This is a genomic window from Paraburkholderia sp. GAS206C (genome assembly GCF_050435645.1).
Classification (GTDB): Bacteria; Pseudomonadota; Gammaproteobacteria; order Burkholderiales; family Burkholderiaceae; genus Paraburkholderia; species Paraburkholderia phenazinium_B.
In genome coordinates this window covers 191,817-210,562 of record NZ_JBNDKR010000011.1, presented here as the reverse complement: position 1 = coordinate 210,562, position 18,746 = coordinate 191,817, and the positions used below count along the sequence as shown (strand labels likewise).

The window sequence follows — 18,746 nt, the reverse complement described above, 5'->3', positions numbered from 1 at the left end:
GCTCTCCATTCCGGCCAGCGCCTCCCCCTCCGATACTTCGATGCGTCGGCCGTGGCGGCAAGACCGCCGCGACCACGCAACGCATCGCCTTCTTTCAGACTTACTTCGCCGTCGGCATGGCGAACTCGGCACCCTTCTCGGTGCTCTCGGGCCAACGCTGCATGATCGACTTCTGCTTCGTGTAGAAGCGCACGCCCTCCTCGCCGTATGCATGCATATCGCCGAACAGGCTGCGCTTCCAGCCGCCGAAGCCGTGCCATGCCATCGGCACGGGAATCGGCACGTTGATGCCGACCATGCCGACTTCGATCCGGCGTCCGAATTCGCGTGCCACGTGGCCATCACGCGTATAACACGCGACGCCGTTACCGAATTCGTGGGCATTGATCAGGTCCACCGCCTCGGTGAAGTCCTTGACGCGAACGCACGCAAGCACCGGCCCGAAAATCTCTTCCTTGTAGATGCGCATTTCCGGCGTCACGTTATCGAACAGCGTGCCTCCGGTGAAGAAACCATCTTCATGGCCGGCAACCTTCAAACCGCGGCCGTCGACAACGAGTTTTGCGCCCTCTTCGACCCCAAGCTTGATATAGCCTTCGATGCGCTCCAGCGCCTGGCGCGTCACGATCGGGCCCATTTCCGCATCGGGCTCCATGCCGTTCTTCACCACCAGATTGCGGGCACGTTCGGCGAGGCGCGGAATGATCTTGTCGGCCACATCGCCCACCAGCACCGCCACGGAAATCGCCATGCAACGCTCGCCAGCAGAGCCGTAACCGGCACCGACGAGCGCGTCGATAGCCTGGTCGAGATCGGCATCGGGCATCACCACCATGTGGTTCTTCGCGCCGCCCAGCGCCTGCACGCGCTTGCCGTTTTTCGCGCCAGTCTCGTAGATGTAGTTGGCGATCGGCGTCGAACCGACAAAGCTCACCGCCTTTACGTCCGGATGTGCCAGCAGCGCGTCGACCACGACCTTGTCGCCCTGCACGACATTGAACACGCCATCCGGCAGCCCAGCCTGCTGCAAAAGCTCGGCCATGAACAGCGACGCCGACGGATCGCGTTCGCTCGGCTTGAGAATGAACGTATTGCCGGCCGCGATGGCAACCGGGAACATCCAGCACGGCACCATGCACGGGAAGTTGAACGGCGTGATGCCTGCCACCACACCCAGTGCCTGACGCGTGGTCCAGTTGTCGATGCCCGTCGAAACCTGTTCGGTGTAGTCGCCCTTGAGCAGTTGCGGAATACCGCAGGCAAATTCGATCACGTCGATGCCGCGCGAGACTTCGCCCTGCGCATCGGAGAACACCTTGCCATGCTCGGCCGTGATGATGGCCGCGAGCTCGTCTTTATGCTTGTTCATCAATTCGAGGAAACGCAGCATGACCCGCGCGCGGCGGATCGGCGGCGTGTCGCTCCACGCCGGAAATGCGGCTTTCGCGCTCGCAACCGCTGCTTCGACGTCCGCGGCCTCGCCCAGCAACAGCGTGCGCGGCCGCGCGCCGGTGGCCGGATTGAACACAGGCTGGCTACGGGTGCCCGCACTTTTGACACGCTTGCCCTGAATGAAATGTCCTACGTCTGCACTATCGTTGAAGGCTTGCATGTCGACTCCTGGTCGTGGATTGGCGATCTATATAGTCTAGGGGTGCACGCCCCCCACTGCAAAGGCGCTATCATTGAACTCATTGTTTTCTATAGTGAACAATGAATGTATGGAAAGCGGAAAAATTGAAGGCCTCTGGACCCATCTGCACTGGCTGACGGTACTCGCGGAACAGGGAAGCTATACGGCCGCCGCCTCGCGCCTGGGGGTCAGCAAGGCCGCGATGAGTCAACGTATCTCGGAACTGGAGCGCTCGGCAGGTATTTCTCTGGTGCAGCGCACCACGCGCAGCGTGCGCCTGACCGAAGCCGGCCAGCGGCTCGTCGAGAATACGCGCAGCCAGTATGAACAGATCGCCACCAGCTTCGCCAGCGTGCGGGAGCTGGCCGGCGTGGCGCGCGGAGTCATCAGGATCACCGCGCCAGTGGCGCTCGCCCGGCAGCAGCTGGTGCCCAGATTACCCGCGTTTTTGCAGGCCCACGCCGAAGTCAGGGTGCAGCTCGAAGTTTCCGACCGGCTTGCCTCGCTCGCCACGGAAGGCTTCGATCTGGCAATTCGCCACAGTGCGGAAGCCCCGGATACACACGTGGCCTGGAAGCTCTGCGGCACGCAGTCCGTGATCGTGGCGTCGCGTGGTTATCTGCGACGGCGCGGCACACCCGGCACACCCGAAGAGTTGTCCGCCCACGATTGCCTGTTCTATCCGCGCGCCACCGGTCCTGCGATGTGGTCCTTCGAGCGCAAGACAGCGCGCAAAACCGCTACCGCGCCCGTCACGCTGCCGGTGAGCGGACCGTTTTCCGCCAACAACAGCGAGGACCTGCGCGATGCAGCGCTCGAAGATCTGGGCATCGCGCTGCTACCCGATTTCACGGCGCAGGCCGCCGTACGCGCCGGCAAGCTCGTTGTGCTGTTGCCCGAGTGGCGCGTCACCGGCGCATTTGCAGACCAGCTTTACGTGCTGCGGCCCTACGCGTCCCACGTGCCGCGCGCCGTGAGCCTGTTCGTCAGCTATCTGCGCGAGAGCTTTGCCGGCGGATTCCCGCTTTAGGAGGGTTTGGCGCGGAACCCACCGCGCCGCATTTATTCCTCGGAGTCACAAGTGTTTGACCATGGCGGGTATTCGAACTTTGCGCCAATGCGCCTAGATTTAGCACCTATCGGAGCCACCGGCCCGACCGGCGCAAGAGCCGGGTCAAACACACACTGAGGATTATCATGAGCACATCACAAAAGGTCGTTGTCGTTACAGGTGCGTCGCAAGGCATTGGCGCAGAAGTGGTTAAAGCATTCCGTCAACTCGGCTATCGCGTGGCCGCCACGGCGCGCAGCATCAAGCCGTCGGACGATCCGGATCTTCTGACCGTCGCAGGCGACATCGCCGATCCCGAAACCGGCCGCCGCCTGATCAGCGAAGCCGTGGCGCGCTTTGGCCGCATCGATACGCTGGTCAACAACGCCGGTATCTTTATCGCCAAACCCTTTACCAGCTACACCCCGGAAGACTATGCAGCGATCACCGGCGTGAATCTGGGCGGCTTCTTCTACATCACGCAACTGGCCATCGCCGAGATGGAGAAAAACTCGAGCGGCCATATCGTCAACCTCAGCACTACGCTGGCCGACCAGGCGATTGAAGGTGTGCCTTCGGTGCTCGCTTCGCTAACCAAGGGCGGTCTGAACGCGGCGACCCGCTCGCTTGCGATCGAATATGCAAAACGCGGCATTCGCGCCAATGCGGTCGCGCCCGGCATCATCAAGTCGCCGATGCACGCGCCCGAAACGCATGCTGCGCTCGGCGCCCTCCATCCGGTCGGGCATATGGGCGAAATGAGCGATATCGTGAACGCCATCCTGTATCTGGATTCCGCTCCGTTCGTCACGGGCGAAATCCTGCACGTCGACGGTGGCCAGAGCGCCGGCCACTAAGCGCAAACGGTCGCCTGCGGCCGGGTATATCCCGGCCGCAGGCGACCAGCCGTCCGATACTTCAAGGAGAACAGCATGCCAATCGTCACGATCCAGGTCACCCGCGAAGGCAGTAAGCCGGGCAACGACTCCGTCACCGCAGAAGAAAAGGCGCAACTGATCAAGGGCGCGAGCCAGCTCCTGCTCGACGTGCTGAACAAGCCGCTCGAAGCGACCTTCGTGGTCATCGAAGAGGTGCAAACCGAGAACTGGGGCTGGGGGGGACTGCCGGTCGAGGCGTATCGAAAGCAGCTCAGCCAGAAGTAGCAGGAGCACCCGCGTCGCACGGTACACTTGGGGAGGCAATTTCGCCGCCGCCCCTCTGATGCAACATGGACCGTATCGACGCGATGAAAGTGTTTATCGCCACGCTCGACGAAGGCAGTCTGGCGGGCGCGGCGCGCCGCCTTGGCCGCTCTCCGGCCGCCGTGAGCCGGGCGATTGCCTTTCTCGAGGAACACACCGGCGCGGCCCTGCTGCACCGGACCACCCGAACGATCAAGTTGAGCGAAGCGGGCGAACGCTATGCGTCCGCCTGCCGGCGCGTCCTCACCGAACTCGAGGAAGCCGATCTGCTGGTTGCAGATGAGCGCTCGGCGCCGCGCGGCCTGCTGACGATAACCGCGCCGGTTGCGGCGGGTCAGGACGTGCTGCGCGGCATCGTCGACGATTTCACCGACCGCTACCCAGACGTCTCGGTTCGCCTGCAACTGCTCGACCGTCCGGTGAGTCTGATCGACGAGGGTGTCGACGTGGCGCTGCGCATCGCGCATCTGGCGGACTCGACGCTGATCGCGATCCCGATTGGCGAAGTCCGGCGAGTGGTGGCGGCCTCTCCGCGGTATCTCGCCAAACATCCGTGCATTAATGAGCCGGCCGACCTCGCGCACCATCAGATCATTTCGATGACCCATTTCGGACTGGATTCGTGGAGTTTCCCGCCGGCGGGCCGCTCCACCGTTCCGCTCGTGGTGGACTTCACGCCGCGTTTTATCGTCAACACCATCCAGGCGGCGGTCGACTCGGCGGTAGCCGGTCGCGGCGTCACGCGCATGTTCTCCTACCACGTAGCGCAGGAAGTCAAGGAAGGCACGCTCAAGCTCGTCCTGCGCGATGCCGAACACGCCCCCCTCCCCATTCATCTTCTGACGCCACAGGGTCGCCTCTCGGTCCCCAAAGTGCGAGCGTTCGTCGACTTCGCGACGCCGCGGCTACGCCGTCATTTCAAGCAGATGCAGCTGGTTACAGACGCTGATTGAACCGTGCGGCGGAAGAATGTCTTCCGTGTCGAATGGATTCTCTCCTTATTCGGTTCAATCTAGACTGCTTCCATGAGTGACAGAAGGGTGCCGCATCACTGGCGCTCACATCCTGGTTGCCGCCTTGAGGACGAGATGAATCAACCTGCCCAATCACTGTTGCATCCGGTTCAGCAACCGGCGTCGCGCGGTTATGCCGAGCGCAACGAGAATCACTGGAAACGCAATCTTGCGGTCTGCGTATTCGGTTCATTCACCACGCTCGTCAGCCTGAGCATGCTGCTGCCGTTTCTGCCGCTCTATGTGCGGCAGCTCGGCGTCGAATCGACGTCGGCCGTGATCCAATGGTCGGGCATTGCTTTCGGCGCAACGTTTCTCGGCACCGCCGTGACCGCGCCGCTGTGGGGACGCCTTGCCGATCGCTACGGCCGCAAGCTGATGCTGGTGCGCGCGGCGATCGGCATGGCCATCGTGATGTCGCTGATAGGGGTGGTCCATTCGGTCCACCAGTTAGTGGCGCTGCGTCTGATCGCCGGTCTGGTGGGCGGTTACTCTTCGGCTTCCACCGTGATGGTGGGCTCGCAGGCGCCCAAGGCACGCGCCGGCTGGGCGTTGGGAATACTGTCGACAGGAGCGCTGGCGGGCAATCTGGTTGGGCCGCTGGTCGGCGGCCTGTTGCCCGAATGGATCGGGATTCGCGGCACCTTCTTCGCCGGCGGAGCGATGATCGCAGTGGCGGCGCTGCTGACGATCTTTCTGGTGAAAGAGGACTTCAATGCGGCCGACCACCTGGGCAACCGTGCTGCCAGCAAGACCGCGACGCCGGGCCGCCGGACCAACCATGTCGTGGTGGCCGCGCTCCTCGTCACCGCGATGATGGTGCTGCTTGCGAACATGTCGATCGAGCCGATCATCACCGTGTATATCGGCGGTCTGGGTGTGCAGGCGGATCATCTGGCCCGTATCGCGGGCCTGGTCATGGCGTGTTCCGCGTTGGGCAGCATGTTGACGGCGGCCCGCCTTGGCGCACTGGCCGACCGCATCGGCGGCTGGAATGTGATCGTGGGGTGTCTCGTGCTCACCGGTCTCGTGATGATCCCGCAGGCCTTCGTCACCGAATGGTGGCAGCTGGCCGGATTGCGCATGCTGATGGGCATGACGCTCGCGGGTCTGCTGCCGTCTATCGCCAAGCTGGCCAGACACTCGGTCGACGAGAGCAAGACGGGGCAAATGCTCGGTTATCTGCAATCCGCGCAGTTTAGCGGGCAAGTGATCGGCCCGGTGATTGGCGGCCAGATCGGTGTGGCGCTTGGCCTGCACTCGGTGTTTTTCGTTACCGGCTCCTTGCTGGTGGCATGTGCCGGGCTCGCGCTTTGGGCGCGTAAATCATAGGAAGTAGCGGTCGGCCAGAATACAGGCTTACGGCTGTATTTTGCATTAACAGTCTTTAGCTTGTATTTGCAAAATACAGAGGATAGACTGTTAGTTCGATTTACAGTCTTTAGCCTGTATGAACGTTCAGATATGGAACGGAGCCACCCGTGAATTATCCCGTCAAAACCGTTGCCCAGTTGCGGCCCCTCCTGCAGGGATTCCGCAAGGCCGCCGGGCTCACCCAGGCCATGCTTGCCAGCCGCCTCGGCGTGACGCAGCAAACCTACGCGCAACTCGAGGCTGATCCGTCGGCCGTCAGCGTTGAACGGTTGTTCAAGGTGCTGCGCGTGCTCGAAGTCGAAGTGGTGCTGGCCCAAACGGCCGCCAGCGCAGCGGAGCCCGCCGTCAGCGAAAAAAGTACGGTTCCATCCCGGCCCCCGAAGGCTAAAACACCGGGAACGCCCGCGCGTGGAATGAGTCTCGCCCGGCAGCGCGGTACAGCCGGGCCCGCTAAAGCGGTCCCGAAGGCCTCGCCACGCCCCCAGCAAGACACCGGGCCGAAGCGCCAGGCCAGTAAAACCAGCAAGGCAAAGGAAAACTGGTAACCATGCCGCGCGGCACGCAACCGAACCGGTTGAACCTGTGGATGAACGGGTTGCCAGTTGGCTATTGGGAGACAACCCGCAGCGGCGAGCGTCTCGCGTATCGGGACGACTGGATCGACCATCCGCAGGGTCGCCCGCTTTCGCTGTCGCTTCCGTTTACGCCGGGAAATCAGGCCTATCGGGGCGAAGTCGTCGCCGACTATTTCGACAATCTGCTCCCCGATAGCGAACCCATTCGCCGCCGTATCGCCCGGCGTTATCAGACCGGCGGCACCGCACCATTCCAGCTTCTCGCCACGCTCGGCCGTGACTGCGTTGGAGCCATCCAGATGCTGCCGCCAGACGAAGAGCCCGTCGGGCTCCAGAGCATCAGGGGGCGCCCACTCAACGACGCCGAGATCGCCCGCTTTCTACGCGACACAACCTCGGCACCTCAACTGGGTCAGCACGAACCCGTGGACGATCTGCGCCTGTCGATTGCCGGCGCGCAGGAAAAAACCGCACTTCTCTGGCACAACGGTCAATGGCTGCTACCCGAGGACAGCACGCCGACAACGCATATTTTCAAGCTGCCGCTGGGGCTCGTCGGCAACATGCGCGCCGACATGCGGACCTCCGTGGAAAACGAGTGGCTCTGCGCGAAAATCGTCGCGGCCTATGGGTTGCCGGTCGCTCAATGTGAAATCGCCACGTTCGAGGAACAGAAGGTCCTCATCGTCGAACGCTTCGACCGCAGACCATCAACGGACGCACGCTGGATCTTGCGCTTACCCCAGGAGGATATGTGTCAGGCAACCGGCACGCCCGCGCTTCGCAAGTACCAGGCGGACGGCGGGCCGGGTATAGAGGAAATCATGGAAGTGCTCGCCGGTTCCGAGCGCTCGATGCAAGACCGGCGCAACTTCTTCACGACGCAGGTCCTGTTCTGGCTGCTCGCCGCCACCGACGGCCACGCCAAGAACTTCAGCATCGCGCACCTGCCGGGCAACCGTTACGAGTCCACACCTCTCTACGACGTCCTCTCGGCCCACCCGATCATCGGCCGCGGCGCGAATCACATTGCCGCACAGCGGGTGAGACTGGCGATGGCCGTGCGCAGCAAGAACGTCCACTATCTGATCAACCAGATCCAGCGCCGCCAGTGGATCGCTCAGGGGCAACGCGTCGGATTTTCGCCGGCAGAGGTCGAGGAGATGCTCGGCGAGCTCGCAGCGCGAACGCCTGGCGTGATCGACGAGGTAGCCGCCCTGCTACCCCGGGATTTCCCGCTGGACCTTGCCGAGGCGGTTTTCAATGGCATGCGGCGGCTGGGCAAAAAGCTGGGCTAGCGCTAACCTGGCGACAGCTTGCGCAACCGGCTACGATCCAACGTCACCGAAGCGAACCAGAGAGCGAGGCCGCATAGGGCGAGCAGACTGCCCACCCATCCCGGCGAAGTCCATCCGTACCCTGCCGCGATAGCGAGGCCGCCAAGAAACGGTCCGAGCGCGTTAGCCGTGTTGAATGCCGAGTGATTCAACGCGGCTGCGAGACCTTGAGCGTCTTCCGCGACGTCCATCAGGCGGGTCTGCAGCACCGTGCCGAGCGCGCCGCCCAGCCCGATCAGAAACACATCCAGCGTGAGCAGCCAGACATTGCCGGCAACCAGCGGGAATATCGCGAGCGCAAGCGCGCTCCACACCAGAATCCCACCGGCCGTGCGCATCAGGGCGCGATCGGCAAGAATCGGCACCAGCAGATTGCCTATCGTCAGCCCCACGCCGAAGATACTCAGCACGATCGGCACAACATGCGCCGAGACGCCAGTGACCTCACCCAGCACATCGGCCAGGTACGTGTACACCGCGAACATACCGCCAAAGCCGATCGCGCTGATGCCCAGCGTCAACCACACCTGCGTGTGCCTGAGCGCGCCGAGTTCACGCAGCGGACTCGATTCCGGATGCGCCGGCTCGTACGGCGCCAGCCGCCATACAAAGGTCATCGTCACGACGCCCATCAAGGCAACGAGGCCAAAACTCCAGCGCCAGCCAATCGCCTGGCCCAGCCAGTTCGCCATCGGCACACCAACGATGGTCGCGAGCGTCAGGCCGAGGAACATGCGCCCGAGCGCGGTTGTGCGGCGGTTTTCCGGCACCAGCGAGGTTGCGACAAGCGCCGCGACGCCGAAATAGGCGCCATGGGGCAGCCCGCTCAGGAAGCGGAACACGAGCATCCAGTGGTAGTTCGGGGCCACCGCGCTCAGGCCGTTGCCGAGCGCAAAGATACCCATCAGCGAAATCAGCAGCGTGCGGCGCGGCAGCCGCGCTCCCAGCACCGCAAACACCGGCGCGCCAATGACCACGCCCAGTGCGTAGGCGCTGATCACGTGCCCTGCCGTGGGCGCATCGATCCCCAGACCGCGAGAGAAGAACGGCAACAGGCTCATCGTCGCGAACTCGGTCGTGCCGATCGCAAATCCCCCCATGGCAAGCGCGAAGATAACCCACCCTGGATGGAGTTTTTTGTTGCCGGTATTGCTCATTACCTGTCCTTAAATCGACCGCGTCGCTTCGAGGCTCACATATAGGGAAAGAGCATCGAAAGCGGACCGCGCCGCATGCTGCCGCGCACAATTCGGCCTGCACTTTAGCGCATTCCGGGAAATAGCGCTGAACGCTCAAAAAGCGTTGCGAGGCGCGGCATCAAACGCCCAGCCGATACTCGCTTTTGACGAGCCCGCTCGCGTACTGATGTGTCGCGATATGCGTGAGAGCAATGTCACGCAGCAGCTCGCCAAACAGGGGGATTCCTGTTCCGATAAGAACGGGCACGCGCGTGACAGTCAGATGCTGTATGAGACCCGCGCGCAGAAACGCCTGAATCGTGATCCCGCCATCCACGTAAATATGCTGGACACCACGACGCTCGAGCAGAGACACCACGTCCGCCGGCGATCCTTCGATATGCTCGACGAGCGCGCCGGCGGGCGCTTTCGCCAACGGGCGAGTACTTAGGACGAATACCGGCTTGCGGGCATAGGGCCACGTATCGAAACCCAGTACCGTTTCGTATGTATTGCGGCCAATGACGAGCGCATCCACCGTCGCCATGAATTCATCGTAGCCGTGGGGCTCGCCGCCGCCCTCGGGAAGAAAATCAAGCGAGCCATCGACCCTGGCGATGAAGCCATCAAGACTGGTTCCGACAAAGACGGAAGCTTTCATGGCAGAGCCCTCGATGTGCAGTGCGTCATCGCGAAGTCTGCGCTGCCAGTTTTACGCGAAGCTTACGCAAACAGTGGGCCACGATGTCATCGACAGTTATGCAAATTATTATTGGTCAGACAATTCTCGCGATAAAATCGCGAGCGAAATACAGGCGGGGGACGCTGTATGCCTGCAACTCATTCAAACAATATCGACCCACATCCGCAGATGAGTGGAAGCCCGACACGTGCTCCAATCCCATCGAACCGCGTGACCAGCAAGAGGCGCAAACGTTTGGCGAGCCCCTGCTGGACACCCCCACGCGATCGCATAGATCAACTGAATAATCGCGCTCAAGTTTTCTTCACGTGTGCCGTAAGTTTGCCTATGCGGAATGCGGCGATTGTGCAGGGTAGAACCGCATCGAGCCGCGTCCGCCTGCCTGGGGACTTTCGCCTGCTTTCCTCAGCCCTTGAGGTTCAACCTTGCGCCGCCCGTCGCCGTTACTGAAAGTTCTCTTGCCGCTCGCGTGTGCATTCGTCTGTCTGCACGCGCTGGTGCTGCTCGTCTTTCGCTCCCAGGGGGCGGTTCTGACCTACCCCTTTCTGCTGCTCTGCCCAACGCTCGTGATCGCGGCCTGCGGCTGGCGCGTGGCCACGGTCGAGCGCCAATCCCGTTCGGCGTGGATTCTGCTCGCCGCCGGCATGTTCCTCTGGTTGTGCGGCATGCTGCTCAGCGCCTGGGAAGACATCTTCCAGCACATTCCGGTCAGCGTCGCCTACTTTTCGGATGTCTGCTTCTTCCTCTTCGACGTGCCGATCCTGCTGGCGATTTCATCCGTCTCGACAGAACAGTCGATTCCCTTCTTCGTCTGGCTGGACGGATTCCAGGCACTGCTGACCGGTTACCTGACCTACGTCACCATCTTTTCCGTGACGCCGCTGTCCGGCGCCCAGTTGCAGCCTGTTTCGATCTCGGTGCTGCTTTTGACCTACAAGGCCGAGAATGTCATTCTCATCGTGGCATCCACGTTGCGTCTGGTCGCTCAGCCGCGCGGACACGAACGGCGCTTTTACGAAGTCCTCTGCGCCTTTCTCTGGATCTATGGCGTCATGGCGTGGATCTATAACGACCTGGCCGTGTCGACCGACACGCACAATCTGATCGACCTGATGGCCGATCTGCCGTTTCTGTTTCTGGCTGTGGTGGCCGTGATACCCACCTCGCCGCGATTTCAGCGGGTACAGCCCGCGCAGAGAAAGCGGCTTGCGCTGTTCATCGAAAACGTCAGCCCCATTTTCTATACCGTCGCGCTGCTGGCGCTCAGCATGTCCGTGATACGCCGGCATTTCTACGAAGGCATGGTCGGGGTGTTCACTGCGCTGGTTGTCTACGGCATCCGCATGACGACCTTGCAAGGCCGTCATTTACGGGTGCAACACGAGTTGCACGAGGCCCGCGACCGGCTCGAAGCGATGGCGTTAACCGATGGCCTCACCAATGCGGCCAATCGCCGCCATTTCGATCAGACGCTCATCGTCGAATGGAACCGCGCGGTCCGCAATCAGGAGCCGCTTGCGTTGCTCCTCGTGGATATCGACTACTTCAAGAGACTCAACGACCGCTACGGTCATCCGGCCGGCGACCGATGCCTCATTTCGATCGCGGCCGCCCTGCAATCGATGTTGCCGCGCGGCGGCGACCTGCTCGCACGCTATGGCGGCGAAGAGTTCGCTGCTATCCTTCCGTCGACCGATGAAGACGGCGCACGCCTCGTGGCGAAAAGGATGCAGGAAGCGGTCCGCTCGCTTAATATTCACAACGAGACGCCGACGGGTGAGCTCGTCACGGTCAGCATAGGCATTACCGTATTCGAATCGTCGTACGCCGAAGCCGCCGAGATCGTCGAGGCGGCCGACCAGGCGCTGTATCGCGCGAAAGAAAGTGGCCGCAACCGGGTCGAGGCAATGCCACAACGCGAGTACTTACGAGAAAGGATTGGTTAGATTGGACATAGTGTGCTTGTCATGCTGGCGCGGTACAGGCGGCTGATGCCACCGCAAATCGAATTCACCATGGGTACCGCTATACGATGAGCGAAGCGTATTCTTATCTTCTACCCAGCGTAAACAGCGCGTTTCAGCCCATTGTGTCTCTTGCCCATCTGACGCCCCTGGGATATGAGGCGTTGCTGCGTTCATCGATTAACGGCAGGCCCTGTTCACCGATCGAAGCGTTTCGCCGCGCAGCGCTCGTCGATCGCACCGGCGAATTCGAACGCGAATGCGTGCGTTGTCACACGGGTCAGTTCGCACGCCGTGCCGACCACGAAAGCGTTCTGTTCATCAATGTACAGCCTGAAGTACTGATTCATCCGGTTCACGGACCGGGCCTCATTGCGGACATCCTCGGCTGCGGCATCCCTTCCTCACGCCTCGCGATCGAAGTGCTCGAAACCCCGCTGCCAAGAAGTCAAACGCTCGTCGATGTGGCCAACCAGTTACGGCAACATGGCCTGCTCATCGCGCTCGACGATTTTGGCGCCGGCGAAACCAACCTGAGCCGGGTCTGGGATCTGCGTCCTGATGTGGTCAAGCTCGATCGCGAACTGATCAGACAGGCGGCGATGAGCCATCGCAATGCACGCAGTCTGCGGCGGCTGGTTGGCCTCTTGCATGAAATTGGCACCCTCGTTGCCATCGAAGGCGTGGAAACGGAAACGGAAGCGCTGTTGTGCCTCGATTGCGATGCCGACTTCGCACAAGGCTACTACTTCGGCAGGCCTGCGCCGTTGCCCGAGAACGGCGAATTGGTCGTGACCGGCACCGAACACCTGCTAGAAGACTTTCACAGTACCGAGCGGATCAAGCCGATTGCCGACCTGGTGGCGTTGCAGCCCTACCGGGAGGCGTTCCGGGATGTCACGCACGCCTTCTGCATGGGCGAAAGTTTCGCCGATATCGCGCCGCGCTTCCTCGCCCTTCCGCTGTCGATTCGCATGTTCCTGCTGGATCAACACGGCGCACAGATCGACAGACAGGTGGAATCGACCGATCACCCGATGCGCAAGCAATCTCGCTTCCCCATGCTCGGAAGAAGCAAGGGTGCCAACTGGTCGAAACGGCCATACTTCAGAGACGCGGTGAGTCATCCAGGCGAGGCCGTCGTCAGCGAGCCTTATGTCACCTCGGGATCGATGAATCTTTGCGTGACGCTCGCTGCATGTGTCGAAAGCGGCGGGGTCAGGTACGTCGTTTGCGGCGACGTCCTCTTCGAGGAACTGGGAAGCTATTGAGGCGCTGCCGGACCTCGCATTCCGCGCTTCGTCAACGCAACGGTTCGACATTGCGCTCCAGATCGCCGACAATCGCACATAATCTGGGTCCACCTCTGCTCGCGTCAATCCAATGCTTTCAACTTCAAGTGCCGCATTGCTGGCTTTAGGCAGCGCTATCGTGCTGGTCGTGCCTGGCCCAACCAACACCTTGCTCGCCACTGCGGGGCTGCGACGGGGTATGAGGCGCTCGGCACATCTGACGGGCGGCGAATTCGCCGGCTACCTTGTGTCGATTTCGGCGTGGGGACTTTTTCTTTCACATGCGGCAACGTCGCTCACCTGGCTGCCTACGCTGTTGCGGCTCGCGAGCAGCCTGTATCTTGCGTACCTCTCGGTTCGCATGTGGCAGACGGCGAACTCCTTTTCTTCGTCGACACACGCGACAATCGGCCTGCGTACCCTGTTCGTCGCCACGTTGCTCAATCCGAAAGCCATCCTGTTTGCCGGCACCATCTTTCCGGCGGCGGTGTTCCAGAGCCTCGGCGCCTATCTTGAAGCCATGGCGATCTTCACTGCCCTGCTCGTCCCCATCGGCCTGCTATGGATCACTTTCGGCGCGGGACTCGGCAGCGGCCGCCTGAAGCGGGTTAATCCTGTGCACGTACAACGTTGCGCGTCGATCATTCTGGCTGCGTTCTCTCTGTCACTCGCGTGGGCAGCGTTGCATCAGGTGGTGCGGTTTTCAGGTTCAGCGTAAGCATGAAGCCGGTCACCTGAACTCGCGCAGGCGACCGGCTTTTCGCATCCCCCAGTATGGATGCCCGACTGACCCGTTAGAACTTGTGACGGATGCCGATACTGATCAAGTCCTGCGAACTGGTTCCTGCCACACCATACGAACCGATCGAAGCCTCGGCGCTGCTCACAGTGCCGTCGCTGTTCAACTGCTCGCCGCTGGCGTGTTGCCATGCGCCGACCAGATACACGTCGGTGCGCTTCGAGATGTTGTAGTCCGCGCCCAGCGAAATCTGGTTATACGTCGCGCCCGTATCGCCGCTCGCCCTCGTGTAGCTGTAACCGAGGCCTAGCAGCAGCGCCGGCGTTGCCTGGTAGTTCAGGAAGGCTTGCCCCGTGTTGAACTTTTCCGTCACGAGGAACGCCGACTGTGCATCCGCCTTATACATCGAGTTGCTGTAGCTCAGACCGAACGTGTAGGGGCCTGCAACATACTGCGCGGCGACGCGTGCGATGTTGATCGACTTCGCCGTGTCATAACCGGTGTTGACGGGACCATCGAACGTGCCATCCGATGTCGAGGACCAGCCCGTTCGCGTCGCGGCGGTCGTGTCTGCATTGTCCGCTACGAAGTAACCGGCCGAGAGCGCAAGCGGGCCGTTGTTGTACGCCGCAGCCACCGACCACGTCTGCCCCGACCCGGTCGCGCCTGCCGTGCCGCCCAGTGCGTAAAGCCCTTCCACCTGCAGACCGCCGAACACCGGCGACACATACTTCAGCGAATTGTTGGTGCGCGAACTGTTGTCGTAATTGTCTACGTCGCCTGCGGTCGCAAACGCGCTGCCGAAGTAGTTATCGGCCGTTATACCCTGCACCAGGTCCACGAGAGGATCGTACTGACGCCCAGCGGTAAACGTGCCGTAACTGTCGCTCTGCAGACCGACATAGGCCTGGCGGCCGAATTCCGACGTGGTCCCGTTATAGGTGCCCATCTTGCCGTTGTTCAGGTTAAAGCCGTCTTCCAGCTGGAAGATCGCCTTCAGTCCGCCGCCCAGATCTTCCGAGCCCTTAAGACCCCAGCGATCGCCCGACAGGTTGCCGGAATAGAGCCCGACCGCATTGCCGCCGGTCGACGTAGCGTTATGTGTGTACTGGACCGATTCGTCGAGGATCCCGTACAGCGTGATGCTGCTTTGAGCGTAAGCGACCTTGGCGGCGCCCATCAGCAACGCCATTGTCACAACGGACTTTTTCATCTGTGGTTCTCCGAGGATAAACTTGAATAACGCTGTGCACGCTGCGATCGGATCGGTGGGAACCTCCCGATTTTTTCGGCACACGCGAGCCTGTGCGTTTCGATATCCGGCCTGCTGGCTATGCAGCGTCTGCCGGACGTCGCTATTAGCTCACAGCGCTTTGCGCGAATCGTTGGCAACGAACCACAGCGGGCTTTCGCTTTCTTTCGTGATCCGAAGTTTGTAATCCGGGACGTATCAGAAGGCATAAAGTCGACCGGTTTCAGGTTCGCTTCGCATCATCGGACAACGAACCTGTAAGCGAGTAATGACGTGGAACATACCCGTAACCAGAGCGGAATCTGCGATTGCTAGCATGAAGACCTTGGCTTCCGGGAAGCGACGTTGCATCGCTTTCCGCAAGCCAGCTAATGCTTTGCCGGCACCAGCAACATGCTTTACGTATCTGGAGGTGTTCTATGTACCAACGTATGTCTTTCGAACCCGTGTAAGTATCCGGAACCGCTGCACTCCGCTTTGTCATCGGAGACAACGCAGCACTGCTGAATGCTCACGAAATTGACGACCTCATTGCGCAACTCGGCGAGATCCGCAGGCAGATGCCCCCGGCCCCTCCACCTCAACCTCTGCGTACCGTGATGTATTCGCTTGAAGTCGACCCGTGCTGGTACGTCGACAAAGGCCCTCTTGTTGACGGCGCAGTCCTTCTGCTAAGGCATACGGGCTTCGGTTGGCTTTGCTTTTCCCTGCCACCGCCGAGCCTCTCCAGACTGGAGAAGGCATTGAGCGTCCAGCTTCCCATGACGGTTGCAATGAGCGCGACCGCCAATTGAGCTTCCGTTCGAGGTGAAGCGCCCGGGCACCCCTCCACGCCACCCCTACTGGTAATCGCTGAAGCGCGAATCCGCAGGCACCGTGGATGGCAGCGCCGTATAGCCCGGGACGCTCGACTGAAACTGCTGGAGCAGGCCGTTGTCGATCCTCGAAAATCCCTTGAGCTGCAGTTGCAGCAACACCCGTGTGCCGCTGGTGGGCTCCCCCGTCGTGTCATCCTCTTCGCTGTACTTCTGTACCGCCAGACTTAACGACCAGCACTGCGCGTCATACTGAACGCCAAGCAAACCGGCAATCAGATGATGTGACAGCATGTCGTAATTGAAGCGGCCCACGGTAGAGAGATTGCGAGTCAACGGCCATTGAGCCGACAGGATCACCTGATTTTCCGGTTCATCGTCGATGGTCGTGTTATCGCGAATGTAGCGATACCCGAAATTCACGACTTCACGGTCCGCAGGCTTCCATGTAAAACCTACGGTCGCGGCGTCGATGCGGTTATACCGTTCGTCGTATTCCATCGACTGCTCTGCCGAGACATCACGCCCCACCTTGAACGAAGTCCCCATCGCCAAGGAAGCGCCACGCAGATCGGTTTCCGGTTCATCCTCCACCAATGTCACCTCGGGATTGGTGAAATAGTATTCCTGCGCGATGGTGAAGCGCGCCCGCTCGTCACCCGTCGAAGGGTCGATAAAGCGTGTCGTCAAACCGCTCGTCAGGCGATTCAGATCGGCCACACGATCGCCGCCCACAAAAGTGTTGCTGGTGAAAATCTCCGTAAGACCAAAGTCCGCCTGGGCGGTATCGAAGATCGGCGCGAATGTCTGATTACGATACGGTGTGTAGACGTAATAGAGCCGCGGCTCCAGGGTCTGGATGTAGCTCGTGCCGAACAGATTGACGCTGCGCTCGAAGACCATTCCGGAATCGAGCGTGAGGGTGGGTACGTTGTAACTAAAGGTCTTGGGTTGACCGGTCGGCGCGGAACTGCTGATCGACGTCAGATCGTACGCCGCAAAATGCCATTGCAGCTTCGGTGTAAAAAACCAGCCCGGATGCACGATCGGGTAGCTGACGTACGGGTTGAACACAAGGCGGCTGCCTTCCGTGGCGCCCGCAGTGTCGATGGTGAAGCGCGTCGCGTCGGCCTCCGCGCCGAAATCGAAGCCGGCAACATTGTATTTCGCGTACTTGACGTCGACTTCCGGTTCGCGGTTGTACGACGGACTGGTCGTAAACGATTGCCAGTGCTGATCGCGGAACAGCATCGACCACGGTCCGTCGTTATAGGTCAAACCCGCTTCCTGCTGGAACTCCGTGGTGGCCGCAAGCGGAACTGCACTGCCTTCAGCGAGGTCGGTGGTCACGTTCGAATCCGACACACGGTTGTAATTCACGTACGCTCCAAAACCGTTTCCAAGATTCTGGTTGTGGATGAAGGTGATCGCGTAACGGTTGGTTTTGGTGATCGCATCGTCCGGCAGAAACGAAGCGCTCAGGCTTCCCGAGTAGTCAGGCGAAAGATAGCGAAAGTCCTCGGACAGCATGCCGCCACGCTTCGAGAGAAAGCGCGGCGTCAGGGTCAAATCGTAGTTCGGTGCCAGGTTGAAATAATATGGAAGCTCGATATCCTCACCGTTCGTCGAACTCACGGAGAAGGTAGGCGGAAGCACGCCGCTGCGGCGATCGCCGTTGAGCGGAAACGACAACCACGGACTGGCGAAGATGGGCACGCCCTCGAAAAAAATCACGCCGTTTCGTGCTACGCCTACGTTCGTCCCGTTGTCGATATCGAAGCGCGAGGCTTTGACGTACCAGGCGGGATCGTCCACGCACTGGCAGCCGGTATAAGTACCCTGGTGAATCACGGAGCGGTCGTTGTCGACAATGTCGATACGCGCGGCGCTGCCGGAACCGTTCGTCAGGTTGAAGTGATATTTCGGTGCAGTCATGTAACCCTCCGACGCATCGATCCTCAGATGCGCCTCGGGGCCGACGAACACGTCGCCATTCCTTACGACATGTACGTTGCCGTATGCATCGGCCACGTCCGTGTCCTCGTCGTAATAGATGGCATCGCCCTTCACGACGGTGGCGTTCACGCGTATTTCGCCATGGCCCTTTAGCGCGATGCCGGTGGCCGACACGCCGTAGACCATATCGCCAAGACCGAATTCGACCGCTGCCTGGCCGAGCCGCAGCAGATGCTCTTCGAGTTGCGGCGCAAAGCGCAGGCCCCATGGGCCGTCGAGCGATTGAGGTTGCGCGGCCGCACCGCTCAACTGGGCGTGCGCTTGAGACCAGGTAAGACTGGCTACCGCCGCGGCGATGGCCGCAAGGCGCGGCGCACGCACCACCCAGACGATCGACGCGCGTCGCAGACACTTTCGCAGCAACCGCGCCGCCCTGCCGGGCCGGATACGCGGCCGGTAGATCAACTTCCTGCTATCAGACAATGATTCTGGCTTCGCTCAAGGGTTTATCCGTCGCATACGCGCGGGCCCCCTCGCGGGCCTAAAAATCCGTGGGGGCGCGACGCTCTGCGTAGACAATCACGGTAGCGCGCACCGCCCTTTCGCAGGTTACCGGTTCGATACAGATCCTTATCTGCGCTACAGCACGCGATTGAGCCGAC

General features: G+C 61.1%; 15 protein-coding genes. 10 read left to right on the top strand and 5 right to left on the bottom strand.

Annotated elements, in window-relative coordinates; all coding sequences use genetic code 11:
- Positions 1-100: 100 nt before the first annotated feature.
- Positions 101-1,612 carry a CoA-acylating methylmalonate-semialdehyde dehydrogenase gene (locus P3T20_RS29380; protein ID WP_074268095.1) on the bottom strand — a complete coding sequence of 504 codons (1,512 nt, stop codon included), beginning with the start codon at positions 1,610-1,612 and terminating at the stop codon, positions 101-103.
- A gap of 109 nt (positions 1,613-1,721) precedes the next feature.
- On the opposite strand from P3T20_RS29380, the gene P3T20_RS29375 reads away from it, so the two are divergent.
- The 7 genes from P3T20_RS29375 to P3T20_RS29345 all read left to right on the top strand — a co-directional run bounded on the left by P3T20_RS29375 (position 1,722) and on the right by P3T20_RS29345 (position 8,146).
- Positions 1,722-2,663 (top strand): LysR family transcriptional regulator, encoded by a 942-nt coding sequence (locus P3T20_RS29375; protein ID WP_074268094.1) that lies wholly within the window; start codon positions 1,722-1,724, stop codon positions 2,661-2,663.
- Between the two features lie 167 nt (positions 2,664-2,830).
- Complete coding sequence (locus P3T20_RS29370) at positions 2,831-3,541, top strand: SDR family NAD(P)-dependent oxidoreductase (RefSeq protein ID WP_074268093.1); 711 nt, start codon at positions 2,831-2,833, stop codon at positions 3,539-3,541.
- Positions 3,542-3,616: 75 nt separating this feature from the next.
- On the top strand, positions 3,617-3,847 hold the full coding sequence (locus P3T20_RS29365) for a tautomerase family protein (protein ID WP_074268092.1): 231 nt from the start codon (positions 3,617-3,619) through the stop codon (positions 3,845-3,847).
- A gap of 65 nt (positions 3,848-3,912) precedes the next feature.
- The gene (locus tag P3T20_RS29360) at positions 3,913-4,839 is read left to right on the top strand and encodes a LysR family transcriptional regulator (RefSeq protein WP_074268091.1); all 927 of its coding nucleotides are present in this window, start codon (positions 3,913-3,915) and stop codon (positions 4,837-4,839) included.
- A 135-nt stretch (positions 4,840-4,974) separates the two neighbouring features.
- Positions 4,975-6,231: an MFS transporter gene (locus tag P3T20_RS29355; RefSeq protein WP_074268090.1), complete on the top strand. Its 1,257-nt coding sequence runs from the start codon at positions 4,975-4,977 to the stop codon at positions 6,229-6,231.
- Between the two features lie 149 nt (positions 6,232-6,380).
- Positions 6,381-6,818: a helix-turn-helix transcriptional regulator gene (locus tag P3T20_RS29350; protein WP_074268089.1), complete on the top strand. Its 438-nt coding sequence runs from the start codon at positions 6,381-6,383 to the stop codon at positions 6,816-6,818.
- Between the two features lie 2 nt (positions 6,819-6,820).
- Positions 6,821-8,146: a type II toxin-antitoxin system HipA family toxin gene (locus P3T20_RS29345; protein ID WP_074268088.1), complete on the top strand. Its 1,326-nt coding sequence runs from the start codon at positions 6,821-6,823 to the stop codon at positions 8,144-8,146.
- Between the two features lie 2 nt (positions 8,147-8,148).
- Here the strand turns inward: P3T20_RS29345 and P3T20_RS29340 are convergent, their stop codons facing one another.
- Positions 8,149-9,342 carry an MFS transporter gene (locus P3T20_RS29340; RefSeq protein ID WP_074268087.1) on the bottom strand — a complete coding sequence of 398 codons (1,194 nt, stop codon included), beginning with the start codon at positions 9,340-9,342 and terminating at the stop codon, positions 8,149-8,151.
- Positions 9,343-9,502: 160 nt separating this feature from the next.
- The gene (locus tag P3T20_RS29335) at positions 9,503-10,024 is read right to left on the bottom strand and encodes a dihydrofolate reductase family protein (RefSeq protein ID WP_074268086.1); all 522 of its coding nucleotides are present in this window, start codon (positions 10,022-10,024) and stop codon (positions 9,503-9,505) included.
- A gap of 467 nt (positions 10,025-10,491) precedes the next feature.
- Between P3T20_RS29335 and P3T20_RS29330 the strand changes: the two genes are divergently transcribed.
- The 3 genes from P3T20_RS29330 (at position 10,492) to P3T20_RS29320 (ending at position 14,040) form a co-directional block, all read left to right on the top strand.
- Positions 10,492-12,012 carry a GGDEF domain-containing protein gene (locus tag P3T20_RS29330; protein ID WP_429288595.1) on the top strand — a complete coding sequence of 507 codons (1,521 nt, stop codon included), beginning with the start codon at positions 10,492-10,494 and terminating at the stop codon, positions 12,010-12,012.
- An 86-nt stretch (positions 12,013-12,098) separates the two neighbouring features.
- Entirely contained in the window at positions 12,099-13,301 is a 1,203-nt protein-coding gene (locus P3T20_RS29325; protein WP_074268084.1) for a sensor domain-containing phosphodiesterase, read from the top strand.
- Between the two features lie 112 nt (positions 13,302-13,413).
- Positions 13,414-14,040 carry a LysE family translocator gene (locus P3T20_RS29320; RefSeq protein ID WP_074268083.1) on the top strand — a complete coding sequence of 209 codons (627 nt, stop codon included), beginning with the start codon at positions 13,414-13,416 and terminating at the stop codon, positions 14,038-14,040.
- A 76-nt stretch (positions 14,041-14,116) separates the two neighbouring features.
- On the opposite strand, the gene P3T20_RS29315 is transcribed toward P3T20_RS29320, so the two are convergent.
- Complete coding sequence (locus P3T20_RS29315) at positions 14,117-15,274, bottom strand: porin (protein ID WP_074268082.1); 1,158 nt, start codon at positions 15,272-15,274, stop codon at positions 14,117-14,119.
- 878 nt (positions 15,275-16,152) lie between these two features.
- On the bottom strand, positions 16,153-18,507 hold the full coding sequence (locus tag P3T20_RS29310; protein WP_429288594.1) for an LPS-assembly protein LptD: 2,355 nt from the start codon (positions 18,505-18,507) through the stop codon (positions 16,153-16,155).
- Positions 18,508-18,746: the final 239 nt, after the last annotated feature.